This is a genomic window from Acidiplasma sp. MBA-1 (assembly GCF_000949015.1).
Taxonomy (GTDB): Archaea; Thermoplasmatota; Thermoplasmata; order Thermoplasmatales; family Thermoplasmataceae; genus Acidiplasma; species Acidiplasma aeolicum.
In genome coordinates, this window is record NZ_JYHS01000002.1 from 409366 (window position 1) to 435554 (window position 26189).

Annotated in this window: 40 protein-coding genes and 1 tRNA gene; 5 read left to right on the forward strand and 36 right to left on the reverse strand. The window is 36.1% G+C overall.

Annotated features, from left to right (window positions below; all coding sequences use genetic code 11):
- Nucleotides 1-101: 101 nt before the first annotated feature.
- The 3 genes from TZ01_RS05315 to TZ01_RS05325 all read right to left on the reverse strand — a co-directional run bounded on the left by TZ01_RS05315 (nucleotide 102) and on the right by TZ01_RS05325 (nucleotide 1142).
- Nucleotides 102-173: transfer RNA gene (locus TZ01_RS05315), tRNA-His, on the reverse strand.
- A 47-nt stretch (nucleotides 174-220) separates the two neighbouring features.
- Complete coding sequence (locus TZ01_RS05320; RefSeq protein WP_231563425.1) at nucleotides 221-856, reverse strand: METTL5 family protein; 636 nt, start codon at nucleotides 854-856, stop codon at nucleotides 221-223.
- Nucleotides 837-1142: a hypothetical protein gene (locus TZ01_RS05325; RefSeq protein ID WP_048101739.1), complete on the reverse strand. Its 306-nt coding sequence runs from the start codon at nucleotides 1140-1142 to the stop codon at nucleotides 837-839. The genes TZ01_RS05320 and TZ01_RS05325 overlap by 20 nt, the downstream gene beginning before the upstream one ends.
- Before the next feature lie 243 nt (nucleotides 1143-1385).
- On the opposite strand from TZ01_RS05325, the gene TZ01_RS05330 reads away from it, so the two are divergent.
- Nucleotides 1386-2276: a heme o synthase gene (locus TZ01_RS05330; protein ID WP_048101740.1), complete on the forward strand. Its 891-nt coding sequence runs from the start codon at nucleotides 1386-1388 to the stop codon at nucleotides 2274-2276.
- A gap of 63 nt (nucleotides 2277-2339) precedes the next feature.
- Here TZ01_RS05330 and hemA read toward each other — a convergent pair whose 3' ends face one another.
- The gene (gene hemA / locus TZ01_RS05335; RefSeq protein WP_048101741.1) at nucleotides 2340-3548 is read right to left on the reverse strand and encodes a glutamyl-tRNA reductase; all 1209 of its coding nucleotides are present in this window, start codon (nucleotides 3546-3548) and stop codon (nucleotides 2340-2342) included.
- 103 nt (nucleotides 3549-3651) lie between these two features.
- Complete coding sequence (hemL, locus tag TZ01_RS05340) at nucleotides 3652-4920, reverse strand: glutamate-1-semialdehyde 2,1-aminomutase (RefSeq protein ID WP_048101742.1); 1269 nt, start codon at nucleotides 4918-4920, stop codon at nucleotides 3652-3654.
- A 112-nt stretch (nucleotides 4921-5032) separates the two neighbouring features.
- On the opposite strand from hemL, the gene TZ01_RS05345 reads away from it, so the two are divergent.
- The 4 genes from TZ01_RS05345 to purF all read left to right on the forward strand — a co-directional run bounded on the left by TZ01_RS05345 (nucleotide 5033) and on the right by purF (nucleotide 7361).
- Nucleotides 5033-5479 (forward strand): phosphate-starvation-inducible PsiE family protein, encoded by a 447-nt coding sequence (locus TZ01_RS05345; RefSeq protein WP_048101743.1) that lies wholly within the window; start codon nucleotides 5033-5035, stop codon nucleotides 5477-5479.
- 119 nt (nucleotides 5480-5598) lie between these two features.
- Nucleotides 5599-5850: an LSM domain-containing protein gene (locus tag TZ01_RS05350; RefSeq protein ID WP_048101852.1), complete on the forward strand. Its 252-nt coding sequence runs from the start codon at nucleotides 5599-5601 to the stop codon at nucleotides 5848-5850.
- A gap of 1 nt (nucleotide 5851) precedes the next feature.
- Nucleotides 5852-6016 carry a 50S ribosomal protein L37e gene (locus TZ01_RS05355; RefSeq protein ID WP_048101744.1) on the forward strand — a complete coding sequence of 55 codons (165 nt, stop codon included), beginning with the start codon at nucleotides 5852-5854 and terminating at the stop codon, nucleotides 6014-6016.
- Nucleotides 5964-7361 (forward strand): amidophosphoribosyltransferase, encoded by a 1398-nt coding sequence (purF, locus tag TZ01_RS05360; protein ID WP_048101745.1) that lies wholly within the window; start codon nucleotides 5964-5966, stop codon nucleotides 7359-7361. The genes TZ01_RS05355 and purF overlap by 53 nt, the downstream gene beginning before the upstream one ends.
- Here the strand turns inward: purF and TZ01_RS05365 are convergent.
- The 31 genes from TZ01_RS05365 to TZ01_RS05515 form a co-directional block, all read right to left on the reverse strand.
- Nucleotides 7358-8065 carry a hypothetical protein gene (locus TZ01_RS05365; protein ID WP_052656779.1) on the reverse strand — a complete coding sequence of 236 codons (708 nt, stop codon included), beginning with the start codon at nucleotides 8063-8065 and terminating at the stop codon, nucleotides 7358-7360. The two genes, purF and TZ01_RS05365, sit on opposite strands and share 4 nt — an antisense overlap.
- Complete coding sequence (locus TZ01_RS05370; RefSeq protein WP_048101746.1) at nucleotides 7962-9011, reverse strand: RNA-guided pseudouridylation complex pseudouridine synthase subunit Cbf5; 1050 nt, start codon at nucleotides 9009-9011, stop codon at nucleotides 7962-7964. The genes TZ01_RS05365 and TZ01_RS05370 overlap by 104 nt, the downstream gene beginning before the upstream one ends.
- Before the next feature lie 43 nt (nucleotides 9012-9054).
- Nucleotides 9055-9573 (reverse strand): (d)CMP kinase, encoded by a 519-nt coding sequence (cmk, locus tag TZ01_RS05375; protein ID WP_048101747.1) that lies wholly within the window; start codon nucleotides 9571-9573, stop codon nucleotides 9055-9057.
- Nucleotides 9570-10253: a DUF106 domain-containing protein gene (locus TZ01_RS05380; protein ID WP_048101748.1), complete on the reverse strand. Its 684-nt coding sequence runs from the start codon at nucleotides 10251-10253 to the stop codon at nucleotides 9570-9572. Before TZ01_RS05380 ends, cmk begins: the two co-directional genes overlap by 4 nt.
- 2 nt (nucleotides 10254-10255) lie before the next feature.
- A complete protein-coding gene (locus TZ01_RS05385; protein ID WP_048101749.1) occupies nucleotides 10256-10798 on the reverse strand; it encodes an adenylate kinase in 543 nt (180 codons plus the stop codon).
- On the reverse strand, nucleotides 10799-12556 hold the full coding sequence (gene secY / locus TZ01_RS05390; RefSeq protein ID WP_048101750.1) for a preprotein translocase subunit SecY: 1758 nt from the start codon (nucleotides 12554-12556) through the stop codon (nucleotides 10799-10801). It lies immediately after the preceding gene.
- Nucleotides 12534-12956, reverse strand: a complete 423-nt coding sequence (locus TZ01_RS05395) for an uL15m family ribosomal protein (protein ID WP_048101751.1) — start codon at nucleotides 12954-12956, stop codon at nucleotides 12534-12536. Before TZ01_RS05395 ends, secY begins: the two co-directional genes overlap by 23 nt.
- Nucleotides 12937-13431, reverse strand: coding sequence for a 50S ribosomal protein L30 (locus TZ01_RS05400; RefSeq protein ID WP_048101752.1), 495 nt, complete (start codon nucleotides 13429-13431; stop codon nucleotides 12937-12939). The genes TZ01_RS05395 and TZ01_RS05400 overlap by 20 nt, the downstream gene beginning before the upstream one ends.
- The gene (locus TZ01_RS05405) at nucleotides 13409-14074 is read right to left on the reverse strand and encodes a 30S ribosomal protein S5 (RefSeq protein WP_048101753.1); all 666 of its coding nucleotides are present in this window, start codon (nucleotides 14072-14074) and stop codon (nucleotides 13409-13411) included. Before TZ01_RS05405 ends, TZ01_RS05400 begins: the two co-directional genes overlap by 23 nt.
- 2 nt (nucleotides 14075-14076) lie before the next feature.
- Nucleotides 14077-14550, reverse strand: a complete 474-nt coding sequence (locus TZ01_RS05410) for a 50S ribosomal protein L18 (protein WP_048101754.1) — start codon at nucleotides 14548-14550, stop codon at nucleotides 14077-14079.
- Nucleotides 14528-15004, reverse strand: a complete 477-nt coding sequence (locus TZ01_RS05415; protein WP_048101755.1) for a 50S ribosomal protein L19e — start codon at nucleotides 15002-15004, stop codon at nucleotides 14528-14530. Before TZ01_RS05415 ends, TZ01_RS05410 begins: the two co-directional genes overlap by 23 nt.
- Complete coding sequence (locus tag TZ01_RS05420; protein WP_048101756.1) at nucleotides 15001-15405, reverse strand: 50S ribosomal protein L32e; 405 nt, start codon at nucleotides 15403-15405, stop codon at nucleotides 15001-15003. Before TZ01_RS05420 ends, TZ01_RS05415 begins: the two co-directional genes overlap by 4 nt.
- Nucleotides 15395-15943 (reverse strand): 50S ribosomal protein L6, encoded by a 549-nt coding sequence (locus TZ01_RS05425; protein WP_048101854.1) that lies wholly within the window; start codon nucleotides 15941-15943, stop codon nucleotides 15395-15397. Before TZ01_RS05425 ends, TZ01_RS05420 begins: the two co-directional genes overlap by 11 nt.
- A 17-nt stretch (nucleotides 15944-15960) precedes the next feature.
- On the reverse strand, nucleotides 15961-16350 hold the full coding sequence (locus tag TZ01_RS05430) for a 30S ribosomal protein S8 (protein ID WP_048101757.1): 390 nt from the start codon (nucleotides 16348-16350) through the stop codon (nucleotides 15961-15963).
- 12 nt (nucleotides 16351-16362) lie between these two features.
- Complete coding sequence (locus tag TZ01_RS05435; protein ID WP_048101758.1) at nucleotides 16363-16524, reverse strand: 30S ribosomal protein S14; 162 nt, start codon at nucleotides 16522-16524, stop codon at nucleotides 16363-16365.
- Between the two features lie 6 nt (nucleotides 16525-16530).
- A complete protein-coding gene (locus tag TZ01_RS05440) occupies nucleotides 16531-17061 on the reverse strand; it encodes a 50S ribosomal protein L5 (protein WP_156150319.1) in 531 nt (176 codons plus the stop codon).
- On the reverse strand, nucleotides 17051-17767 hold the full coding sequence (locus TZ01_RS05445; protein ID WP_048101856.1) for a 30S ribosomal protein S4e: 717 nt from the start codon (nucleotides 17765-17767) through the stop codon (nucleotides 17051-17053). The genes TZ01_RS05440 and TZ01_RS05445 overlap by 11 nt, the downstream gene beginning before the upstream one ends.
- Nucleotides 17757-18233, reverse strand: coding sequence for a 50S ribosomal protein L24 (rplX, locus tag TZ01_RS05450; RefSeq protein ID WP_048101759.1), 477 nt, complete (start codon nucleotides 18231-18233; stop codon nucleotides 17757-17759). Before rplX ends, TZ01_RS05445 begins: the two co-directional genes overlap by 11 nt.
- Before the next feature lie 9 nt (nucleotides 18234-18242).
- Nucleotides 18243-18641, reverse strand: a complete 399-nt coding sequence (gene rpl14p / locus TZ01_RS09745) for a 50S ribosomal protein L14 (RefSeq protein WP_048101760.1) — start codon at nucleotides 18639-18641, stop codon at nucleotides 18243-18245.
- On the reverse strand, nucleotides 18642-18962 hold the full coding sequence (locus TZ01_RS09750) for a 30S ribosomal protein S17 (RefSeq protein WP_048101761.1): 321 nt from the start codon (nucleotides 18960-18962) through the stop codon (nucleotides 18642-18644).
- 1 nt (nucleotide 18963) lies between these two features.
- The gene (locus TZ01_RS05465) at nucleotides 18964-19257 is read right to left on the reverse strand and encodes a ribonuclease P protein subunit (RefSeq protein WP_048101762.1); all 294 of its coding nucleotides are present in this window, start codon (nucleotides 19255-19257) and stop codon (nucleotides 18964-18966) included.
- Nucleotides 19254-19553 (reverse strand): translation initiation factor, encoded by a 300-nt coding sequence (locus tag TZ01_RS05470; RefSeq protein ID WP_048101763.1) that lies wholly within the window; start codon nucleotides 19551-19553, stop codon nucleotides 19254-19256. Before TZ01_RS05470 ends, TZ01_RS05465 begins: the two co-directional genes overlap by 4 nt.
- On the reverse strand, nucleotides 19550-19747 hold the full coding sequence (gene rpmC, locus TZ01_RS05475) for a 50S ribosomal protein L29 (RefSeq protein WP_048101764.1): 198 nt from the start codon (nucleotides 19745-19747) through the stop codon (nucleotides 19550-19552). Before rpmC ends, TZ01_RS05470 begins: the two co-directional genes overlap by 4 nt.
- Entirely contained in the window at nucleotides 19731-20387 is a 657-nt protein-coding gene (locus tag TZ01_RS05480) for a 30S ribosomal protein S3 (RefSeq protein WP_048101765.1), read from the reverse strand. The genes rpmC and TZ01_RS05480 overlap by 17 nt, the downstream gene beginning before the upstream one ends.
- Nucleotides 20384-20833, reverse strand: coding sequence for a 50S ribosomal protein L22 (locus TZ01_RS05485; RefSeq protein ID WP_048101766.1), 450 nt, complete (start codon nucleotides 20831-20833; stop codon nucleotides 20384-20386). Before TZ01_RS05485 ends, TZ01_RS05480 begins: the two co-directional genes overlap by 4 nt.
- A 4-nt stretch (nucleotides 20834-20837) precedes the next feature.
- Nucleotides 20838-21293, reverse strand: a complete 456-nt coding sequence (locus TZ01_RS05490; protein WP_048101767.1) for a 30S ribosomal protein S19 — start codon at nucleotides 21291-21293, stop codon at nucleotides 20838-20840.
- A complete protein-coding gene (locus TZ01_RS05495; RefSeq protein ID WP_048101768.1) occupies nucleotides 21287-21985 on the reverse strand; it encodes a 50S ribosomal protein L2 in 699 nt (232 codons plus the stop codon). Before TZ01_RS05495 ends, TZ01_RS05490 begins: the two co-directional genes overlap by 7 nt.
- Before the next feature lie 11 nt (nucleotides 21986-21996).
- The gene (locus TZ01_RS05500) at nucleotides 21997-22245 is read right to left on the reverse strand and encodes a 50S ribosomal protein L23 (RefSeq protein ID WP_048101769.1); all 249 of its coding nucleotides are present in this window, start codon (nucleotides 22243-22245) and stop codon (nucleotides 21997-21999) included.
- Nucleotides 22245-23015 (reverse strand): 50S ribosomal protein L4, encoded by a 771-nt coding sequence (gene rpl4p, locus TZ01_RS05505; protein WP_048101770.1) that lies wholly within the window; start codon nucleotides 23013-23015, stop codon nucleotides 22245-22247. Before rpl4p ends, TZ01_RS05500 begins: the two co-directional genes overlap by 1 nt.
- 2 nt (nucleotides 23016-23017) lie before the next feature.
- Entirely contained in the window at nucleotides 23018-24010 is a 993-nt protein-coding gene (rpl3p, locus tag TZ01_RS05510; protein WP_048101771.1) for a 50S ribosomal protein L3, read from the reverse strand.
- A gap of 228 nt (nucleotides 24011-24238) precedes the next feature.
- Nucleotides 24239-26143 (reverse strand): glycoside hydrolase family 15 protein, encoded by a 1905-nt coding sequence (locus TZ01_RS05515; protein WP_048101772.1) that lies wholly within the window; start codon nucleotides 26141-26143, stop codon nucleotides 24239-24241.
- Between the last annotated feature and the right edge of the window lie 46 nt (nucleotides 26144-26189).

The following is a 26189-nucleotide window of genomic DNA, read 5'->3' on the forward strand; positions in this document are numbered from 1 at the left end:
TAATTAAGTCTCTTTACGTGGATTTTAATTTTAAAATATTTTAATATTACAATATTAATACCAGATAAACTATGGTTAATTTTTGCATTATATAAAAAGAGGGCCGGGACCGGGAATCGAACCCGGGTCCGGGGATCCACAGTCCCCAAGGATATCCATTACCCCACCCCGGCCATTATAAAACCATACTGGATCAGGTTTTGCTTAATATTACTTTTAGCTATATAATTTTTTCATGTTTTTTGGATTTTGCATAAATGAGCACTGATTTTATATGGTACAAATCTTTTTTATGATGCTGATAAATATGCGGAACGGCAATTTCAATTTCATTCATTCTTATTATTTCCCCACACTCTTCATATAATTTTCTTACAAAATCAAGAGATTTAAAATTATGTATTGAATATATATAATAACCTATTTCAAATGCTTTTTTAATAAAAGGCAGATCTGCATGCCGGTTTACTGACCCATATGGAGGGTTCATAATAACAGTGTCATATTCACCTGAAATGTCTGAAACATCGCGGTTTTTAAAATTTATATTTAGGCCATTCTCAATGGAGTTGCGCCTTGCAATTTCTATTGCCTCAGGGTCTATATCTACAGCGGTTACACTTGCAGCCCCAAGATATACTGATCCCATGGCAAGGATGCCATTTCCAGTTCCAAGGTCTATTACATTTTTTTGTGCTATGTTCCCATCGAAATAGGCATTCCACAAGATAAATGATGCAGTATAGGAATCAGTGGGATACTGCTCTAAATTTATTTTATAAGATGAAATTTTTTCAATATTCTGAAGAAATATTTCAAGGCTTTTCCTGGAAATGTTATTGCTGTGGGTTACCAACTGCCATCTCCACTATATTTTTTGCAATATTATATGATTCGGTTTTATCTCCACCCCTTTCGATAAGAAGCTTCTCTATCTTTCTAATGGCCCTCTGCCTCTTCCACGTTCCACTCTCATGAGCTGCCAGAACTATATATTCTGCTATTTCCCTATCAACATTAATGCCAAATCTTTCCCTTATCTTTATCTGCCATACTGGAACAAGGACCGATGGTAAATCTCTTAATGAGTTGTTTAATCTTGCCTTGTTAATTATTTTATTAATATTATCTGACTGTGACATACATATCTATTGTTAACTTATTTATAAATTTTTCATATTTTAATTATTGAAAAATAATATAACCCCACAAACACTACTTTTAAAGCCCAATACTGAATTTTGTATTTTACGTATATTTTACTTTTTATATTTATTATGAAGCCTGAGTATAACATACCGTCATTTCAATTACACATTATTTCATTTAAAATCAATAAAGTTATTTATTTAAGTTAAATATCTGGTTAATATCAAGGCGTATGGATGTCAAATAAAATTTCGATTTACATTAAATATACAAAGCCAAGAGTATGGTGGTTACTAGTTTTTACAGGATTTGCAGGTGCAATTTTGGCAGTTAAAGATTATAGTGTTGAAAATGTAATATATATTATTATAGCAACAGTTTCAGTTATGCTTGGGTCAATGGGTGCAGAGAGCCTTACAAATTACATAGATTATAACATGGATTCTGTTATGGAAAGAACAAAGGGCAGGCCATTACCAAGGGGAGAGATATCAAAGAAAGGGGCACTTTTATTCGGTTACATACTGTCAATATCCTCAATAGTAATTTTAATAATTTTTTTAAAATTTATTTCAGCATTATTTATGCTTCTTGGAATCTTTGATAACGTTGTGATTTACAGTTACTGGCTTAAAAAGATATCACCATTTAGCATAATATTTGGTGGCTTTTCCGGCGCTTTTCCTGTTTTAATTGGCTGGTATTCAATTACAAACTCATTTTCATGGCTTCCCTGGATACTGTTTATACTTGTTATGATATGGATTCCTGTTCATGTGTGGAGCCTTGCCTTCAGGTATAAGGACGATTATAAAAAGGCAAATGTCCCGATGCTTCCTGTAGTTTATTCAGATAAAACAACAGCAATTGCCATATCATTCTCATCAATACTTTTGATAGTATTCTCAATTATACCTTATTTTATAGGGATATTCAATTATATCTATCTTATTATAGTTTTAATATTATCAATACCTGTCATTTATTATTCATATTTATTTATTAAAAATAATGATAAAAATTCTTCATTTAGACTGTTTATTTATACTGCACCATATTTAACATTCATATTTCTAATTAGCCTAATATTAACCATATTGAAAATTCATCCATTTAAATTAATTTAATTATACGATTCTGGGTAATTATTAAAAATCAATGTTATAATAATATAATATCATCTATGGAAGTTAATTTTCCTCCAATAACTTTTTTAAATTGCTGCCAAGGCGTTCATTAAGCATTTTTTCATACTCATTGAGTATATATGAATACCTTTCATTATTTTTAATAAATGTTTTAACGCTGTTTGTGTATGGTGATAATATCTTATTTGTAAATGAATTCATCATCAAATTAATGTATTTTAACTGAACCTCGTTAAGGTCAACCTTTTTTGTAAGTTCATTTACTTCATCTTCCTTTACTTTTTCAGCAAATTTATAAAATATTGCTATTATATCATCTGATCTTATCTGGTTAATTTTATACTCATATAATTTAAATTCATCTTCTATTATACTTCTTGCCTTTCTTATCTCTATGTCCCTCTGTTTTCTGGTTTCTTCAGATATTTTCCCAATATCTTCAAATGAATAAATTTCGATATTTTTCCTGCCAATTTTTTCTATATTGGGGGGGTTTGAAAGATCAATTAAGATTCTTTTATCATTAATTCCTGCCAGAATCCCAGAATCTATTATGTATTTTTTTGATGATGTGGCCGTGATTATAATATCATTTTTATTTACAATACCATTTATATCGCTTAAATCTGAATAATAACATCCATATCTTATGGCAAGATCTTTTGCATGCTCTATATTTCTTCCAGCAACTGTTATTTTAATACCATTATTACCCTTTAAATAATTTAAAAGTGATTCTGCCATTTTGCCAGTACCTATTATACATAAATTATGATAAGAATTATATTTATTTTCTATAATATCGGTGGCAATGGCTGCCATTGAGGTTTTTCCATGTGCTATATTCGTTTGGGTTCTTACAAGCTTTCCAATAGATAGTGCCTTCTGAAATGTAAAATCCAAAATCTTGCTCATATGCATCCTTTTTCTTGATAAATCTGCTGCGTCCTTAATCTGCCTTAGTATATCATTTTCACCAACAACCATTGATTCAAGACCGGAGGATACATTAAATAAATGAAAAACCGATTCTGGATACGAAAGTTTTATTGCACCATCAGCAGGTATTTCTTTTTGCAACTTATTTTCAAAATATATCTCTATTCTGTTACATGTTATTAGAATTACAAAGTTATCTATTGAATTTTTAATCATTAAATCCTCAAAATATTCGTACCCATTTCTAACCTGTTTATTAAACTCTTCTGGTGTATCCTTATAATTCCAGGAAACTAGGTCTATTAGGGACATACGTGTCTAATCTTAATAATTTGAAATTATATAAATTAGTTGGTAAATGAAAAATTTTAATAACTAAAAAATTTAGCCATAATTTGTTTATATATCACTTATATTAATCTCTAATGCTTTCCAGGGCCTTTGTGTATGCATCCACAGTTTTATTTAGATCTGAATCTGTATGTGCAAAGCTTATGAACTGTGTTTCAAATTGGCTTGGGGGTACATATATGCCAAGTTTTAATAATTCCATAAAGAGCCTCCTAAACTTATTTGCATCTGATGAAATGGCAGTTCTGTAATCAACAACAGGAGTTTTATTGAAAAACATTTGGAGCATTGAATATGCAACATTTATTTGGACATCCATATGCAGTTCTGATGTAATTTCTTCCAGAGCCTTTCCCAGCATGCTGGCATAGTTATTAATGTAGTTATAATCCTTATTTCTTAAAATTTCCAGTGTGGCTATCCCTGCAGCGGTTGATAATGGATTTCCTGAAAATGTTCCAGCCTCATAGACATCCCCGCTTGGGCTGATCTTTTCCATGATGTCCTCACGGCCTCCGAAAAGACCTATTGGGGCTCCACCACCTATAATTTTACCCATGGTTGTAAGATCAGGTTTTATGCCAATAATGTCCTGATAACCCTTAAAGGCGAATCTGAATCCAGTAATAACCTCATCAAAAATCAAAAGGGAAGAATATTTTTCTGTGATTTCCCTGAGAGATTTTAAAAAGTCATTTTTTGGACTTACAACGCCTATGTTTCCAAGTACAGGTTCTGTTATAACACATGCTATATCATTGCCGTACTGTTTAAATAATGTCTCTATACTTTCAATGTCGTTATACTGTCCAACCAGAACAGTCTTTGAAACCTCTTCTGGAACGCCGGCAGATGATGGGACGCCGAATGTTATATTTCCACTTCCAGATTTAATCAATGCATAATCATGTGCACCATGATATCCACCCTCCATCTTTACTATAAGCTTTCTGCCGGTAAACCCCCTGGCAAGCCTTATAGCATGCATTGTTGCCTCTGTTCCAGAGTTGGTAAACCTCATCATTTTTATCGATCCTACCGCATTCCGTATAATCTCTCCAAGCTTTACCTCATTTTCGGTAAGTGAGCCAAAAAGTATGCCTGAATCCACCTGATTTTTTATCTTTTCTGCTACAGTTTTATTGGCATGGCCAAGTATCATGGGGCCAAATGCAAGGGAATAGTCAATATATTCGTGATTTTCAACATCATAAATTTTGGACCCATATCCATGTTTAAATATTACAGGGACTGGCTTATAGTAACGCACCGGTGAATTGACACCCATTGGAAATAAGGTTTGTGCCTCCTTAAATAATTCCTCAGAATTCATTATTGTTAATACCTTTTAAGAATTTAGAATTTTTCAATTAAAAATTCCCTACATATTTTTACTAAATTGATTTAGAAAAATAATTAAATAAATCTATATGATGCAATTTTACATGAACTATAGATTTGAAAATCTGGATAAAAAGCTTATTAATGCGATTACAGTTTTGTTAAAAATTCTTCTTCTGGCGGCATTTATTGCTGTAATAGTTTACATGATCATTGCAATATATAACAGTGTTTTGTATTATAAAGGCAGCGGGGAGAACATTTTATATACATTCATAGATATAATAGTTGAAAATTCCCTTTTAGCGGTTGTTATTTTTGAGATATATGAAAGTGTATCAGACTTTTTTGATGGTACAGGCAAAACAGTACAGTATATCTTAAATGCAGCCATCTCGTTTTCAGCAAGGGAAATATTATTAATAATTTTTCAGGCCAAATTTTCTTCCGCAATAGAATTTAATGAGATTATATCAATTTCAGTTTTAATTGTGGCACTTTCATTTTCAAGCTTTATAATATCAAGACAAAATATTAAAAAAACCCAATAGATTTTTTAAAATAGATAACCAATAATATATATAATTAAACATAAATTATATAAGTTTCATAAAAGTTATTATATCATTTCTATATTACGTTGTAATTAATAATTTGGATGGTGAAAATAATGGCAAATAATAAACCAGGATTCATTGCGAGACCCATGGATACATTAAAAAATTCACTTGAGAAAAACATTATGATAGATGTTAAGGGATCCAGAAGCTATTCAGGGATACTTGAAGGGTATGATATATACATGAACTTGGTACTTAAAAATGTATCAGAAACAATTAATGGAGAGAATAAGGGTGTGTTTGATAAGATGCTTTTAAGAGGTGACAATATAATATTTATATCACCATCAGGAGGAGATTAAAATGAGCAATGGTACAGCAGCAATGGGAAAAATGAATAATAAAAAAATGCACATACGTTGCAGAAGGTGCGGCCATAACAGTTATAATATAAGGCAAAAAAGGTGTTCCTACTGTGGATTCCCATCACCCAGAATCAGACACTACAACTGGGCAAAAGCCAAGTGAAGAATGTGCCGTGGTTGGATACTACGGTAATAATGCCTTTATAAATATTTTGTTTGGATTAAAGGCCCTTCAGCATAGAGGCCAGGAAAGTTCAGGAATGGCCACCTATGATGGAAGCATACATATAAACAAGGGCATGGGACTTGTATCAGAGGTTTTTAAATCGTCGTCTTTGCCGGGCAATATAGGAATAGGCCATAACAGGTATTCTACCTCAGGTTCCAAGGGAATTGAAAATGCTGGTCCTTTTGTTATTTCCAGTTCTCTTGGTTATATAGGGATATCACACAATGGTGAGATAACCAATGCACATGATCTCAGGGAGGAACTTAAAAAAAATGGATACATATTCACAAGCTCCAGCGATACTGAGGTAATGCTCATTTTAATGGCCAGTGAGATAAATAAATATGGAATATATGATGGAATTAAAAAGGCCATGTTTAAACTTAAAGGTTCATATGCAGCGGCCATACTAATTAATAATACATTATATGCTTTAAGAGACCCCAGGGGATACAGGCCTTTGGTAATAGGAAAGAATTCTGATGGCATCATGATAGCCTCAGAGAGCGCTGCAATAGACACAGTTTCAGGTGAATTGATACGGGATGTTAAACCAGGTGAGCTTGTTGAGATAAACAATGGTGTAATTAAAAGCATATTTACCATAGAATGGCAGCATTCCCACTGTATGTTTGAGTATGTCTATTTTGCCAGGCCTGATAGCATTATAGATGGCAGGGAGGTTTTTAATGTCAGGTATAATCTGGGGAAAATACTTGCAATAGAAGAACCTGCAGTGGCTGATGTTGTAATACCTGTACCTGATTCTGGAAGGTCGCAGGCCCTGGGATATGCAGTGCAGCTTGGAATACCGTACAGTGAGGGGCTGATCAAGAATAGATATTCTGATAGAACCTTTATCATGCCTGATCAGCAAAGCAGGTATAATGCAATAAAATTAAAACTTAACCCCATAAAATCAGAGATATCAGGTAAGGATATTGTTCTTATAGATGATAGTATTGTTCGTGGAAATACAATGAAATTCATTATTAGCCTGCTTAAAAAGGATGGCGCGGGAAAAATTCATGTAAGGATAGGGTCACCTCCAATTATTGCACCCTGCTATTTTGGTGTGGATATGAAAACTAAGGATGAATTTATTGCAAACGAAAAGACAGTGGAGAACATTAAAAATGAGATAGGTGCGGATTCACTGGGGTATCTCTCAATAAACGGGCTTAAAAAGGCCATAGGCATATCAAATCTGTGTACTGGCTGCCTGACAGGCAGATATCCTGAGGAAATCCCACCGTTTGCAAAGCCAAATTATACCTAATTTTTCATTTTTTCAAGTATATAATCCCTCATGGATTGCACGTCTCCTGACCTCCCAAAATAATCCATTTTTATGGTTATGGCCATCTTATTGGCAATTATTCTTGCTATCTTTCCACGCTTTTTTACCGGAAGTGAGGAAAGGCCGGGATAATTAAAAAGTATGCCATATTTTGGTGATGGTGACCCTGTACGCATATGCTTAAAAAATGACTTTTCAGCACCCAGAATTTGTAATGTACTTGCAGGGTACTTTACAAGATTTTTTAAACCACCACTTTTCCAGAGAAATTCCAGGCATAAATCATACCCTATTAATTTTACTGTATTTGGCATGTAATTGTTTAATTTTGAATAAAGATAATCGCTTATTTTCTCCCTGAACTGGCATAACTCAATGCCCATATTTGCTATTAGCCGGTCTATATCATTTACATCGGAATTTAATAATTTATTAAAATATGCACATGGATCGTTACCGTAGTTTATGTCCATAATCATATAAATTGACAGTAATTTTTCAAGATATAAATTTATAATCTCATCAAGTTCCCTTTTAACCGAATATATTTTTATAATGTACTGGTCTCCTGAGAATTCCTCATTTATTCTTTCCTTTTCGTAAGAAAGAATTATTTCCCTTAAATCCGGTATGGTTTCTGATGGGTTTTTTTCCGTTTCCGGTATTATTCCGCTCCTTAGCATGTTCAGTATTTTTATGTAATCTTTTTCCAGGTTTATAAACCGGTATATTTTTCCGTTCCTCACCACGCCGTACCACATTATCTTTTCCACCGTTATCACTCTCCACAAGAAGCCCATCTATGTCAACAGCCTTTAGGTCATTAAGTGTATCCACAAGCATTGTTCCATAGGCTATTAATTCATTTTCCTCTGAATACACTGCCACCCTGTCCCCCTTTCTGGGGTTCCCCAGCACAGTTTTAATGCCGGGTGGGAATATATCTGATCCCTTAAGAATGTTCTTAATGGCACTCTTTTTAATTATAATTTTTGGTGTGTTCTTAAAAATAAAGTCCATACCTATAATCATATTATTAAGGTATTCGGGCTTACCAAGTTTTGACAAAATAACAGCATCACTCAAATCCTGCAGGGTGTGTGCCATATTCTCTGTGAAATCTCCAGTCGATAACCGCCTTAAATCTGCCATCTGTCCGCCTGGGCCTGCAACATAACCTATATCAGTGCATAATGTTCTTATGTAAGTACCGGATTCACATTTCACCTTAAATAAAACAAGCTTATCCTTTATTTCAAGTACATCCAATGAATATATTTCCCTTATCCTTAATTCCCTGCTTACGGCCGACCTTACTGGTGGAAGCTGGTATATCTTTCCAGTAAATTGGGAGAATACTGATCTTATATCTTTTTCTTGAAGTTCTTTATAAAATCTCATAACTGCAACATATTCCTTTGGCCTTTCATGCACTATGTCAATTAGCTTTGTGGCCTTGCCCAGGGCCATGACAAGAACCCCAGAAACATTTGGATCAAGAGTGCCTATATGGCCAACCTTTTTTTCACCGGTAATATCCCTTACCCACGAATCCACCTGATGGCTTGTTGGACCTGCCGGTTTATCTAGTACAATGAATCCATTTATACTGTTTTCAATATTTTCCATAAGTTACAGCTTTATTGAGATTATGCACTTAATATTTTCCATGTTATCTATTGATAATAGAATAAATATAATTAACAATATCCTCCGGCCGGTACAGTTCTGTTTTAATTATATAATCATAATATATGTAATTTCGATAATCAATACCATAAAATGTCATATATCTTCTTAATTCAGACCTCTCACGGCATATTATTGATGATCTCCCGGCATTATTATCGCGTGAATATATCCTTGATATACGTGTCTCTTCATCAGCCTCCAGAAAAATTCTTAAGGCATCTATATTATTATGTTTTGAAAGATATCCACACAACCTTGATTCTATTATTATATTGTCATTTTCCCTCATAAAATTAAGAATTGAATTGTCCTCCTCCATATCTATATTTTTATTTTCCTCTGCGTATTTGCTAAACTCAATCAGGCTCATGTGGTACTCTTCAGCCTTCTTTCTAAAAAAATAACCACCAGAATAAAATCTATAATTTAATTTATCTGCCAGTAATTTTCCAACCGTTGTTTTACCTGATCCTGATTCACCACTTATTGTAACTATCATAGTGAAGAGGCTTCCTCCTCCTCAATTTTCTTTATTTTGTATGTAAAATCAACATATTTCATGATCATTGTTACAAAATAACCGACAGCCAAGTTTCCAAGTGTATAAAGGGCCATCCATAATGGTATTATATAAACCTTTGTGGTTACTATGTTAAGATCAAAATCCCATGGCATTGCAACAACCTGATAATTTAATGTCAGTATGAATACATAAAGCCAGATAAAGATCAAAAAGAAAAAAACCTCTGTAACAAATAGAGGTTTCATTGTATTCATTGATATTGCAGCCTGATCCATCTGTCTCTCCATGGACATTTTTTGCAGTTTCTGAACCTTTACCCTGTCACCATCACGCATCGCCTGTCTCATCGCCTGCTGATATGCCCTGCTGACAGTTTGTGCCTTACCCATTTTAATCCAGTCAGTGAAAAAATACCTTGGTATCGATGATATTAAACCTAATATAATACCTGTAAGCATTATGGTTAAGATAGGGTACTGATAATGAAATCCAAGTATTGGCATAAATACCTTGTTCATATCGTATCCTATGGGATTCCTTATTGCTGGATCGCTAATAATAAATATTAACCCAAGACCAGCAAACATGAATATAAACTCTATCATCAAAAACTTTTGCATCTGCTGCTGGGCTGCGGGTTTATTTGCCTGTTGCATTTTTATAACCTCCTCAAAATATTTTCTGCTGCTTCCTCTGGATGATTTTCTGGATTATATATAAAGTTAACTGTGGCACCTGAATAAACAGAATAGGCAACGGCATAATACCTGTTTATTTCCTGATGTTCTTTTATATCTTTTTCTGTGTCATTATCCCTAATCCTTGTGGGGTCATTCAATCTATGAGTTAGTATTTTATCAGGGTCCGCCTCAATTAGAAAATATGATGATATATTTAGCTCCTTAAGAACCCATTCAGGAAGTCCTGGAAGATATCCTGATGGTGATTTAATTGACATATGTGTGTCGATAATTATATTATCCATCTTTCCAAGTTCAATGGCCGCATTTCTCTGAAGTTCTATCTGGGCCTTTATGTCCAGCTTCCTCATTTCATCCCTGTTATTAATTTGATACATTGTTCTTGCAGTTTCAAACATTATTGTGCCAAAGTTCTTAACACTATAATCGGATCTCTGCGAAACCAGATCGATAACAGTGGACTTGCCAACCCCCGGAATACCAGAAACTATTACCCTCATTTATCCACCAATGAAAAACTGTCTTATCATGGGATGCATTTCCATTAACTGCTCCCTTCCCATTGCCTCGTAGAACTGAATTACTATACCAACAGCAAGTAAAAGGCCGGTACCACTGGTGTCACCAACGGTTCCTATTAAATCTGCACCACCGGCCAGCAAACCAACTATGGCGCCGCTAAATATTGTGATTGCAGGTATGTACTTGCTTAAAACCTTTTCCATTACCCTCGGATCCCTTCTAAAACCAGGTATCTGCATGCCGCTTGACCTTATCTGCCTGGCAACGGCACCTGCACCCATGTTTGTAGTTTCTATCCAGAATTTAGCGAATAAAATACTGAAACCAACGAGAAATGCCATAAATACAATGACGTGTATAACCTCCTCTATTGGTGTGTGCCCTAACAGTACATTCTGGGAAACTTTTGGTTCGAGTATAGGGAACAGCCAGTCCGATAGCCCATTTGGTGTGTATAAGTAGTATGCTAGACCGCTGGTTGGGGTTGTGTTTGATATTCCCAATGCGGTTACCTGTGTTGCTGATGGATAGCCACCAAGAAGTTTATTATGACCAAGTATGGGTATCTTGCTTAGCACAGGACTGCTCCAGAATAATAATGTCCACATTGATATATTGGCCAGAAGTGCTGTGGCAAGTATGACCGGTATATTTGATGCGTATAATAATTGAAGCGGGTACCTTCCCCTTGCACCCCTTACCCTTTCATGTGATATTGGCAATTCTATTTTGCTGCTCTGGAAATATGCAACAATAAAGAATATTAACAGGGTGCCGACTAATGCTATCATGGGATTTGGCTGCGCAAATAGTATCTGCTCCATGCCGGTATTTGTTAAACTGGCCGGACTGTTTAAAAATAGGTATATTGCCTTGGGTATTGCACCTGCAGGTGGGTTGCTTACCGATAATGGGGCTGTAATTGTGGATGGCACCCAGTTAAATGTACCTGTAAATAATTGTTGTGATACACCTGCAGCGATGAATAATGAAATACCTGAACCTATACCATATTTGGAAACAACCTCATCCATTAAAAATACAAGGTATGATCCAAAGAAAAGCTGCAAAACTATAATTGACTGTGCAAGAAATTCTCCATAGCCAGGAGCAGCCGCATTAAGGTTTGAAACAAGAGAGGCATCCGGAACCAGGAAACCAAAGGCCTGGGGTATTGCCTCAACAAATATCATGATAATAACAAGCAGCTTTTGAACACCCTGATAAATGGCCTTATCCTCGGCATTTGTAAGGTCTAAATTGAAAATCTTGGCCCCGGCAAATAACTGCATAACAATACTTGCAGTAACTATGGGGCCAATACCTAAATCCATTAATGATCCTGAAGCACCTGCGAATATTGCCCTAAAAGATGCAAATACATCTATTGTATCCTTTGTATTTAAACCATATATGTAAACATTTGTTAAAACAAAATAAAGCAGGACAATCAGGACTGTCCATAACATCTTATACTTGAATTCCACATGCCCGGATGGCTTTTTTATTGCAGGAAGTTTTGCAGTTAGGTTTTCCAGACCGTATAACCTGCTTTTCTTTGGCCCTGTATAGCTTAACAAAAGATATGCTATATAGAAAACGGGTGCAACAAGAATTCCTGCAATTGCCAGTTTAAGGCCAGTGTAATGATCAAAATAATAAAAAATTACAAGTAGTATTGCAAATACGAATATAACTGGAATGGCAGCCCCTTTATTCCTGTGAATCTCTGTCATTTTCTATCGTAATACCGTAATTGGAAAGCTTATTAATAGCCTTTTCGGTTGCATTGTCTATAATTATTTTCGACTTAATGTTAAAATTACCGGTACCAAGGAGCTTTGTATATCCTGCTGATTTTAAATCTATTACATCATCATTGACATACCCATCTGCCTTAAGATCATCATAGATATTCATCAGCTGATTTAATGTAATTGAATTTTCATATTTTTGTGCATGTGAGTGAAAACCATGAACACCATAATGATTTCTATCGTTCTTAAGGAGCCAGATCTTTCTATGGCCACCAAGGCCGGCCATTCCATTTCCTCCTTTCTTACCCTTGCCTCTACCGGCTTTCATTCCTCGGCCGTAATGGCCACCTCTTAGCTTTTTAGTTCTCGTTCTGACCATTTAAATCAACCCCAGATACAATCATTCTTTTAATTAATTCATTAATATTTTTCCCGCGATAACCTGCAGATCCGCCCTGTTTATACTGCTTCTGTATTGCCTCATATCCACCTTTGGGAGGATTAAGCCTTATTACAGGAATTATATCATTAGATTTATTTAATTTAACTTTTCCTGATATAATTGCATCAGCAAGATCCCTATATGATGAGAATCCCATGGCCTTAAGATGCTCATCGTCTATTTTTTTCCTGCCTCTCAGTAATATACGGTTTTCAAGTAATAATTCAAGTGTATCTGCATCAACCTCTCCCCATGTTAGATAATCTTTGGCTATTTGAAGCATGCCCTTAATGCTTGGCGTCTCATCATAAACTACCATATGATTAATGCTGTGAAGGTTCAAAAGTTCTAATGTTTTTTCTATACCTGGTTTTATTCCTGTGCTTCCTCTAATCCTTATTATTGCTATCATTTCCTATACCCCCTACATAAATTGGCGTTGAAAGCGTAATCTTTGGATTTATTTTCATAGATACCGTTTTCTTTAACGCATCAAAAGTGGCAAGCGCATAATTGACTGTTGTTTTTGTATGGCCTGATGCAAATCCCCATGCATCTTCTATTCCTGCCATTTTAAGTATAACCTTTGCCACATCACCTACAGCAAGACCAACTCCCTGTGGCGCAGGCTTCAATTTTACTGTAACCGATCCGGATTTTCCAACAATGTAAAATGGTAATGAGTGTGGCCTTCCGCAACCACATTCCCATGAGCCACATCCCCTTTTTATTTCTATTATATTGGTTTTTGCATTGTTTATTGCCTTCCTTATGGCAGGTGCAGCCTCCTTTGCCTTTCCCATGCCAATACCAACATAACCATTGCCATTGCCGACAACAGCTGTTATGGAATAATTCATTCTCCTACCGGAATCGGTCATTCTCTGAGCCCTTTCAATATTTATAATTTCATCCTTAAGATCAGGAACAAGATAGTCAACTATCTGGTATTCCTTCAATGGTAATTTAGTATGAAGTGCCTCACCTATTGTATTGATCTGGCCGTTTGCCACAAGTCTTCCTAGTTCTGTTTTTGGAACCCATTCCTCATCCATATTTATACACCCTTATTTTTATATTCTTCAAGATTTATTGCATTTTTTAAATGTCCACCGTTTAATCTTTCTTCAGATGGAAACACTGATTCATCAGCAGGTATGTCAATACCGGCGTCTATCATACCCTTCAATGCTGCGGCAAAACGCCCACCATGCATGAACTTATACCTGCCGGTATCCAGAACGGCCTCGCTTATATCCTTCTGCTTTGCCATTTTACCTGCTAGATAACCGCCAAGGTAATACATCTGAATGTTATTTCCCTTAAGATTGTATATCTTTTTTAGTGTTTTATCTGTAACTGTAAGTAAAATTCTGTCCCCGTCTGGGGAATAATCTGTAAACTGTATTGTAAAGCCCTTATTGCTCGGCCTTACAACAGCCCTGGTTGCCCCGGCCTTCAGAAGTTTGTATCTTTTATAATAATCTGTAATTCCTTCCTTTCTTCTCTTAAGAACTGGTATTGTTTTCATTTTTATCACCTGCCATATTTGATGAAGATTTTAGATGTGAAACCAGCTGGGCCCTTGAGGTAAAAGTTCCGCTTTTGATTATTCTATAATATCTGCGGTATACTTTTTGATCTATTTTGTTTTCAGCCTTTAAGGTTCTTAATTCTGATCTAAGAGCCCTTATTAATGTGATCCATCTTCTTTTACGTGGATATCTAGCATATTTTGTTCCTCTAACGGAACCTGGTCCTCTTCTCCTTCCCTTTTGAAGCTGGGAAATCCTCTTCTTTAACCTGTAATTTGAATTGCCTTTTTTATTTTTTTTCTGTATTATATGAAGGTCTATAAGCTTTCTAACATCATCCCTTGATGTTGTATCAAGCACCTTATCAAGGTTATTTGTATCCACCCATACCCTTGATTTTCCAACCTTGAGTTCCTCAGCAGCTATAGCCTTAACGCTTTCCATTTTCATCTTACCACCTTATTGAACACATGAATTCCAAGGTTTTCAGCCTCGCTTTCTATTTCAATCCTTTTCTTATATCCAACGGCTGATGCCACCCTTGCACCTTCAAGATCCGGATTAAGTTTTTTAAGTTCAGCAACGTTATGGACAAGAACTTCCTTAAATCCTGAGGGGTGCAGACCACGCACTATTTTTGGCGTTCTGTATCCTGGTTTTACTACAGGAGGACGGTAACCAACATGGTTTGCCATCTTTGAATGCTTGCCTCTTGGCCTTCTCCATGAATCACCAAGCTTCTTATATCTGAACCATTCCTGCCTGTGGAATTCAACACGCCTTCTGTTATCCTCATTCTTCTTCTTCAATAATCTCTTTTGTTCCTTAGATAGTGCGGGTTTATAACTCATCAGGATTCACCCCCTTTAATAAATAAATGCCGTCCTGAAATACTCTTGAATCAAAGTGCTTAATGTATGTTGCCTTTTCTATGTTGGCTGCAGTATCACCAATGTCGCGTTTGTCTATGCCCTCAATTATTACCCTGTCACCCTTGACTGAAACTTTGCAGTTTTTAAGAATTTTTGCTATTCTTGGGGACTTTCCACCAAGGAAATTCTCAACATACAGGCTATCACCACGTACTGAGACCCTCATTGGGAAGTGTGTGAAATCTATTTTCATTTCATATTTATAGCCTTTTGTGACACCCTCAAACATTGCATTGGTTTCAGACACCCATGTTCCAACTATGCCCTTTATGAACTTGTTTTCCTTGCTTGCCTCAATAATTACATTATTTTCTGATATTGATACCCTTACATATTTATCCCTAAAGTTTCTGGATGTTTCCCCAAGCTTACCCTTAACCTTAAGGATGGTTCCATCCATTGAAACCTGAACGTCTCCAGGAATTTTTATTCTTGATTTTTCTTCCCACTTTATCATTTTAAACACCATTTATTTTAATAAACATAGGCCATTAGTTTCCCACCAATACCATATTTTCTGGCCTCAAGATGGCTCATAATGCCCTTCGTGGTTGTAAGTATTATAATACCAAAGTCCTGGGCTGGGAGGTATCTTGCCTCGTATTTTTCTATATTGGATTTTTTTACAGATAATCTGGGCTTTATTACACCACAGTTATTTATTGTGTCGCTTAAAACCACCTTAAATTTTCCTCCTCTTTCTTCATCCACCACCTCAAAGCTTTTTATATAGTTATAATCCTGCATAACCTTTAGCACACGTCCTATGACTACCGATGCTGGTGATAGATATATTTCATTCTTTCCTATTCTTGAAGCCATTTTTATTGAATTTATTACATCATTTAATGGATCACTTTTCATATTAATATCACCTCAGCTGTATTTTCTAAATCCAATTTTCCCTGCAGTTTCCCTAAAGCACTGCCTGCACATATTGATTCCATATCTTCTTACAATACCGCGTTTTCTGCCACACCTCACACAGCCGTTTACATGCCCGAAATTTTTCTTTGGTTGAAGCTTTATTTGACTCATTTATGTTCACCTCACTATTTTTACATTAAAATTATCCTCTAAAAATTTCATGGACTCTTCCTTGGTTATTCTTATTTTATTGGGTATGTGCTTTGGATTTATTCTTCTTTTTGATATTCTGTATCCTCCGAGCCTTCTAAAAACTATTGCTATATCCATGCCAAATATACCTATATCGGGATCATATTTCATTCCCTTAAAATCTGTATAATCTGTTATTCCAAAATATGCATTACCCTGCCTATCAAATGAATATACGGGTATTTTATAATCCTTGGCATAAAATGCTTCCTTTAAAAACTTGTATGCATCATCTTTTCTTAATGTTACCTTGGCACCAATACTAAGTCCCTTTCTTATATTGAAATCCCTTATTGTTTTTTCTGCCTTGGTAAACACTGGTTTGTGGTGTGTTAACAGTTCTATAACCTTTGCAGCCTTATTTAGGCGCTCTCCAGCAGCCCCAACACCGATATTTATAACGACCTTGTCTATAACAATTGCACTCATGGGGTTTGTTTTCTGTTCACTCATCATATGCCATCACCTCGTTTTCTGGTATTTTAAATGTGTATTTTGGATTGCCAATAACAAACACATAGTTTTTAACGGTTGTAAATCCCTCATTGAAATGCACAAAATTGCTTCCGGAGGATTTATTAACCTCAACAGATTTTATTGTGCCTATTTCGCCAACGTGTGATCCACCGATAATAAACGCTTTATTGCCAGGTATTAATCTCATAACCTCCTGTATCTCAACCTTTGGCATTTTTACAAGTACAACATCATATGTATTTAGGTCATTTTTATCCGTTATTATTGAAAAGCCATTATGGAACCCTATCTGATATTTATCCTTGCCAATTACTGTTTTTGTTTTTACCTGCAATAGTTTCATTCCCTTATTTTCCTCGGGGTTTTTTGTAATTATTATTTTACCCTTCTTATCATAAAGTACGAGAAAATCCTGATTTATGGTCTTAATGGATATTGTATCCATGAATCCAACCGGAAATCTCCTATCCTTTACAACCTTGTTGTCTACCATTACATCTCCATTTGCAAGTATTCTTGTTATTTCCCTTTCCTTGTCACCAAGCTTCAGATAATCTCTTAAGGCAATTAATAATGGTAGTGCGTCTTCCTTTTTATGGGTACCCGGAGATGGTGTAACAGACCAGAAATGGGTTTTTCTGGGTATTTTTAATCTATTTGAGGCCATCATTATTTTAGTTTTCATTATTATCACCATTTTCTTTTATTACATCTTTATTATTTTCATCATTAATTTCCTCTTCACTACCTTCATCTTCTGCCGTTTTTTCTGACTCTCCGCCTTCTGTTACAGTCTCTGTGGTTTCCTCCTGTTTAATTTCTTCCGGTTCTGGAGGTGGCAGATTCCTGGCGGCAGTTATCTCTCTAAGTTTGGCCTGTCTGTCTGTCCTTGATAGATCAAGCCTTGTTATCTGCAGATTGCTATGATCCACATAGTATGCAACCTGCTTACCGTCTGCCTTCGCTATTGTTATGCCCTCAATTGATATCTTCTTATTTTTATGGTTAACATCAATTACCTTGCCACCCTCGCCTTTTCTTGACCCTGATATTATGGTTACAACATCACCCTTAGAAATTGGGAAACGCCTTATCCCATATTTTTTCCTTAAATCTTTACTTAATGATACATTTATTTTATTGTTTATCATAATTTTACCTCACACTATTGTTGAAGCTATAGCAGCAATCCTGGGCCACCTTTCAGCAGCCTCCCTTGCTACAGGTCCCTTTATCTCAGAGCCCCTAACCTCGCCATCAGGGGTAACAAGAACAACAGCATTATCCTCAAACTGTATAAGGTTACCATCTGCACGGCGGTATGGGCGTTTCTGCCTTACCACAACTGCATATACAACCTTGGCTCGCATTTCTGGTGTGCCCTTCTTAACACTAGCTATTAATAAATCTCCAACACCGGCTGCAGGTATTCTTCTTGCGACTGTATGAAGTGCCTTTACACCTATAAGGCTAACCAATTTTGCACCGGTATTGTCCGCACATGGGATAACAGCACCCAGTGGTAAACCTCTTGCTTCATTCCCAGATATACCCTTCATTTAATCCACCTTTTCTATTACAACGAAACTAATGGTTTTTGCAAGCTTTCTGCATTCAGCAATTTTTACTTTATCACCGGGCTTTACATCGATGCAATCCGGCAGATGTGCATGATATTTGGAGAATTTCGTTGCATACCTCTCATACTTTTTTATAAGCTCCTTGGATTCCTTTCTGACAACTATGCTCTTATTCATTTTATTGGATACAACAGTACCTACTATTATCTGCCCTCTTACTGTCAAATGCCCGTGAAATGGACAGTTAACGTCAGTGCATTCCTTCTCCGGCAGTTTAACATCAATGCCTATGTTTTTCATCTTAATCATTTCTCCTTAATTTTTTAAATATCTTCTTTTTTTCTTTTGTCCTATCTTCAGGCTTCATTATTATTAATGAACCTTCCAGATCATACGGATTTCCTGATATCCATATTCGAAATTTTGAATATGCCTTAGGTACGACCTTTTGTTTGCCTGAATGATCTATAATCAATGTATTCTTTGTTTCATCAACCACATATCCATGCAGGCCAATGTTGTTGTTATTTGATGAGGATATGACTTCTATATAGTTTCCGATGAATTCCTGAAGATATATATCATTATTTATCATACTAATTGAACCTTAAATCCCATATTTTCTAGTTCTTTTTTAATGGTTTCCCTATGGTCTCCCTGAAGTTCTATAGATTTACCGTCCTTAACTGTTCCTCCGGAGGCAGCCTTCTTCTTTAATACCTTGGCAATATCGTTGAGGTTTTCGGATTTTGGGTCTATTCCCTCAATAACAGTAACTGTTTTTCCGTACCGTCTTTTATCTACACTTATTCTAACTACCTCATTATTCCTGTTAAAGCCCTCCCATGGCTGCAGCTCCTTCGGCATCCCGGTAAAATCTTTATCTTTCATTCTTCTTTTTCCTCCATTATTGTTAACACTCTGGCTATCTGCCTCCTTATGGATCTCATCTTGCCAGGGCTTGATGGGGCACCACCCATTGCAACAGATGCCCTTTCCCTTAGCAATGAATCCTTAAGGGATTTGAGTTTTTGATTTAACTCCTCATTGCTCATGGATCTTAAATCCTTACTCTTCAGTTCCATTATCCTCCACCTCATTATTTTCAGGCGATTCATTTACAGGCTGTACAGGGTTTTGTTTAATGCCAATCTCATCAGGAAGCCTGTAATCAGATTTTAACAGTTTTACATATACGCCTATGACACCAGTTTTAAGCATTGCAACTGAGAAGCCGCCATCAACTCCTGCCCTTGCAGGCTCCCCGGAGTATTTAATTTCTCCATACATAAACTTCTGCGTTCTTGCCCTTTCGCCTGATATTTTACCGCCGATCCTTATTAATACGCCACGTGCATGCTGATCTATAACGCGCCTTAATGTTGTATTCCCTGCCTTTCTATAATTCCAGCCTTTCTCAAGAGATAGGGCTATCTTCTTTGATATAATCTGTGGATTTAAATCTGGATTATCCACCTCCTTTACCTCTATCTGTGGGGACTCAAGTTTATATTTTTTCTCCAGCTCCTCCGTCATGTCCTTTATCTTGGTTCCATGCCGGCCTATAACAAGCCCAGGCCTGTTTACATACAGCGTTATGTTTGTACCAAATGGTGTTCTCTTCATTTCCATGCCACCAAAGCCGGCGCTATCATTTTCCCTTCTTAGGTATTCACTAACAAGTAGCTTTCTTATATTGTCACTGACAAATTTTTTCTCTTTCATTGCTGACCCTCCTCAGTTACAACAACATCAACGTTAATAAGCTCCTTGTAAAATGCGCCTGCCCTTCCATAGGCCTTTGGGGTGTATTTTTTTATTACCCTGCCCTTTGATGCAGCTATGGAATATATTAAAAGATTTTCTGAAAGACCCTTAAATTCAGCATTTGCTGACACATCGTTAAGCAGCCTTTTGAAGGCCTTGGCAGCCTTAACCGGATATCTGCCGGGTCCGATGCCCTTTCTATGTGATACGGAGTCAAGATACCTAAAATAGGGTACAGGTACCTTTTTTTCTATAACACCATCAAGTATATTTTTTGCGGATTCTAGTTTTTTGCCCTTTAAGAAATGTGCTATGTTAACTGCATCCTTAAGTGAGATGTCTTCTTCCTTAAGTCTTGCAAGCGCATATTTTTCCGGTAAATTTTTTATGCTGTATCCTCTCATAATATCACTTCAGTGGAAGGAACTTCGATGACCTTGTGGCACCAACACCTGGACCAGAATGCTTTACCTCCTTCCTTGTAGGGGCAAACTCTCCAAGGTAATGGCCGATCATTTCTCCCTTAATATCAAACTTCAAATAGCTATGACCATTATATAGTTCTATGGTTTTTCCCACGAACTGTGGCAGTATGATTATATCCCTTACATGTGTTTTTATATCCTGCTTATCACTGAGCAGATCTTCAAATAACTTCTTTTGTTCGTGATTCATTTCTCTGCTGTATGATCTTCTTGCCCTAGCAGGAAGTAGCGGTAAAAGCTCATCCAGTTCCATACCCTGAAGCTCCTCAAGTGTATGGCCACGGTAAAGGAATTCCTTTGCCCTCCCTGTTATGGCCTTCTGCGCCTTTCGTGATCTTCTCTTAATTGATTTTACAGATGCCTGTTTTCTAACTACCATGATTTATTCCTCCTTTTAGGTGATAATCTTCCAACCTTTGCTCCTGGTGGTGCACCACGACCTACAGTGCTTGGGCCGCCGACATGCTGATGATTACCTCCACCATGTGGATGATTTACAGCATTCATTGCAACACCTCTAACTGTATATGGCTTCTTTGCCTTGCTCTGCAGATATTTAATGTGGGTTCCGGCCTTTAATATAGGTATATCACGTGCCCCAGAACCGGCAACAACACCAACTGTGGCACGGCATCCCGGATTAAACTCTTTAATTCTGCCAGATGGAAGCTTTACCGAAACACTTTCACCATGGCTTATAACAAGTCCATAGGATCCGGCAGTTCTACAGAATTTCCCCCCATCCCCTGGCCTGCTCTCTATATTAAATACAAGGGCACCGTCATCTATTTTTGAAAGAAAATTTGTGGAACCAACGGATGTTGATTCAGCATTACCAACCGTAATTTCCTGACCCACATATGCTCCGTTGAATGCAAGCATATATTTTTTTTCATTATTTTCATTTTTTAATACAAGTACAGGTGCATTTCTGCCCGGTGCCTGTATTATATCCTCAATTTTATAATTACCATCGCCTAAATGTTTAATTTCGGAAACGTGCCTGAAGCTAGGGCTACGGTAAGTAAGTGACCCGTGCCCCCTTCTCTGTGCAATTATATGTTTTCCCATTTATTTTCACCTCAGAATATTCCTATTCTCCCCCCTATTTCTTCAGCAGAAAAGTCATCGGTTAATTTAACTATGGCTTTTTTGCCCTTCTTTGTTATCATAATATTTATAGATTTAACCTTAACATTGAATCTTTCCTCTACCTCTTTTTTAATCTGATCCTTTTTACCTCTACGGTCAACAAGAAATGTAAGTTTATTTTCCTTTTCCATCATCAACGTAGTTTTTTCTGTAATTATAGGAGTAATTATATAATCCATTAATAAACACCTCTTAACTGCTCAATTACATTTTCGGTATAAACTGTAAGCCTGCCGGGGTTGCCTCCTGGGGCAAGTTTCCTTATGCTAAGGCTGTTTATTGTGGCAACATCAACGCCCGGCAAGCCTGCAAATGCCCTAAGTTTTTCCTGTGATGACCCAACAATAAGAACACTTTTTGGATGTTTATATGGCCTGTTCCTCATTTTTCCCCTTCCTGGCCTTATCTTAACACCGTTTTTTGCCCTAATAACATCATCCAGAAGACCAAGATTTTGTAGGAATTTCATAGCATCCTTGGCCTTATTTATTGATTCAATGTCATTATCAACCACTATTGGAAATGTTAGATTTGATGTTGTATCCTCATCAAGCCTGTGCCCTCTCTTTATTATATGTTCCTTACTGGCAGTTAATGCTATTGCACTTAATCTTGCATATTTTAATTCTTTGCTATTAATTTTCTTATATAAGACCTTATCACTTCTGGGTGAGTGGGCACTCCTACCACCAACCATGCTTGCCAGAAGTACTCCACGTGAACCGCCAGCGATTCTTGGTATTCTTGATATTCCATGGTTTGGGCCCAGATTATGGCCAACTCTGCGTGTTCCCGCAGCCGGGCTAGACCCATATGGCTGCCGTAATGATAAGGTAATGGCTTTAAATGCTTTATGTATAAGGTCTTCCCGGGGCATAATTTCGAATACAGTAGGCAAATCTATCTGTTTTTCGACCTCACCATCAATATTATATACATTAACCTTCAAGTTTAATCACCCTGTTTTGATTCCTTTGATATATAGGTTATATCTATATTTTCAACATTTGGCCTTGTCTGTCTTGCCGGGTCTCTTAGTTTAATTAACCTTTTGGCTGGTCCGGATATTGAACCATAAAGCAGGACATAATCATTTTTAACCAGGCCATAATTAAGAAAACCTCCTTTAACGTTTATATCATCAACATGATCTTTTGTATCAACTTTAACAACCCTTATATTATGAAGTGTTCTCTGATGAAATCCAACCTGGCCTGCCTGGGGAACAGTATTCCTGACCCAGTCTGGATGCCATGGACCAAGTGTACCAATCATCCTTCTATGCTTTCTGTTTTTCCTTGGAAGAAGTTTGACTCCAAATCTCTTTACAACGCCCTGGAATCCTTTTCCTTTTGTTACAGATATAACATCAATAAACGAGCCGGCAGATGCAAAATCACTGAATATTAATTCCTTTCCAAGTTTTTCCTTTGCAAGCTTTATTCTATCTTCTATTGTTGAACCACCTATCCTTATCTCAAATATTTCTGGGGTTTTTGAGGGTATGCTTGGAACCATTTTTGGATTTGTATGGACTATTAATCTTACATCTGCAACGTCCTTAATCTCAACCTTTAATTCCTTTTTATTTTTAATTTCTGGTATTCTCCTAAATACAGATTTATCTATATTTTCTGCACGTTCCTCTGCAAATACCTGCAGACCATTGTCTCCTTCCTCATAATAACGAATGGCTATTACATTAAGCGGAGGGACCTCAACAACGGTGACAGGAGCCATTATTGTCTTACCTGCTGTAACGCTATTTTTTCTATAGTCTGTCATCTGTATATGTGTCATTCCAACTTTATAGCCAGCGAATGCCTGAATTTTCGCCTTACCCTCAATTTCAGGCCAAGAGCGAATATCAGCCCCAATTTTTTTAGCGCGTACCCTGGGATAGTACGCCATTGATCCCCTACGGGAATGATGCGGAGTTGCCATCTTTTATCACCAACCGTTACACCTGCCATATCAGAAAGAACTTCTGATAAACCGGGATGCATAAATGCATTGCCCAAATGTGTATGGTTTTTTTAAGGTTATTAATTTAATATTTATTAACTTTGTTATATTGAATTACATTTGATTTAGATATCACACGTTCTATTGTTTTATAATATGAAATTTTACTTCAAATATTTTATTTTAAATAAAAACAATTGTAAATTTTTATTTTTGATTTATGGCATTTTTATAATTAATTAATGTAATTACAAACTGTGCATGTGACCATGTTAATGGGGATACTGAAAGAGGCTGACCTGTTATAGGGTCTATTTGCTCAGACAATATACCTGAGGCCTCACTATGATTCACAACCCATGAAATTAAATCTCTGGCCTTATCAAAATTTTTGATCTTGATATAGTAGTCCGCAAGCCATAGCGTCGTAATGATCCATGGATTTCCTGGAATATCATATCTGTTATCCCGTCTCTGATAAAAATCTTTTTCATATCTTGCCAGGCCACCTGTGTCAGGAACCCATAATCTGGAGACAATATTATTAACAGTTGATTTTATTGTCGGATCGTCTGGGGGCAGCACATCAAGGTTTATAAGTGATAGGACCGAGGAATCTGGAGTAAAGTCAATCTTCCCATTATTCATTGTTCTGCCATAATAACCAGTTAGATCAGAATAAAATGTTGACTTAAATGTCTTTAGCATTAAATCAGCCTTATCCATATATTTTTTTGAGAGATCTATGTCATTGAATATCTGTGCAAAAGCTGAGGCATATTTAAGTGCAGAATACACGGTGGCCACGGTATATGTGTTAATTCCGAATCTTTCTTCCCACAAATCAAAAGATTCCCTGGGAAGACCGTTTTCGTATGTAAATTCATATAGAAAATCTGCTATTTTTTTTATCAATTTTTCATAAAGATAAGATATATATTCTATATCCTTATAAACGGAATAATAATAATAAATGGCTATGATGACAAGGGCGGATTCATCCTCCTGTATTGGTAGTATTCTTTTTCCATTCATGTAATATGGAAGCCAGCTACTTGCTATTTTACCATCAGGATTGTATTTATGATAAAAATAACCATCATCTGATATTGTGGATATACAAAAATCAAAAAATAATTTTGCAGGGTCTCCGTGATCAGACATAATCATTGAAATAGCTGCATATGCCGCGTCTCTAGGCCATGAATAGTAATATGAGTCCATATTGCTTCTAAGGATTTCGCTATCGCTTGATGCCAGAACCGCGCCCTTATCATTAATATGTGACCTTATGATAAATAACGATTTTTTAAACATTTCATTCAATGAATTGTCAAGGTTAACCTGAAATTTTGACACCCATAATTCCCAAAAATTTTCAGTTCTCTTAAGCATTCTTTCCAGGTTCTCAACAGTTATCTCCTTTGATGTTTCAAGAAGTGATTTTAAATCTCTGGCTGCCAGTATATAATAATACAGTTCAAATGATGCTTTTGGGTCTATGGAAATTGTATGCCTAATTATTGAATCAACGGATCCGGTTGCAATTGTATTCATTGCAAGTTCACCATCCTCTGCATCCTTCCATGTACCTGCCAAACCATTAAAATCCTTTATTCCCACGGAATATTGATCAAAGGAGGTATTACCATCCAGGGTGGATATCATAAAATATCTCCTTCCCTTGTAATGTATTATAGAATTGTTGTATGGGTAATAAAAAGCTGTATCACCAATATTATTTCCGTATATTGAAAAATTCTGGTGGAAAAATAATTTAATTTTTTTAATCGTATCAGTTGTATTCAAAATCTTAACCTTTCTTACAAAGATATCCTCATAGATATCAACAAAATTTTGATCCTCAAAATATACGTCTGAAATTTTATATTTTGCAATTCCAATCATTGTATGATCAAAATAATCTTTGGAAATAAGGAAATTTTTGTTCATCCAGACAAAATTATTATCCACTGAAATACCATATTTAAACGGCCTACCACCACTATGATTCTCAGCCATTTCTCTTGAAAAATATATATCCGTAAGATTATAATCATTATTAAAGCTAACAAGCAATTTTCCATTGCCAATTGGTATATACCTTACCATTTACGGGTTATATTCAATACTAATATTAAAAGTTATTATTTTAAAT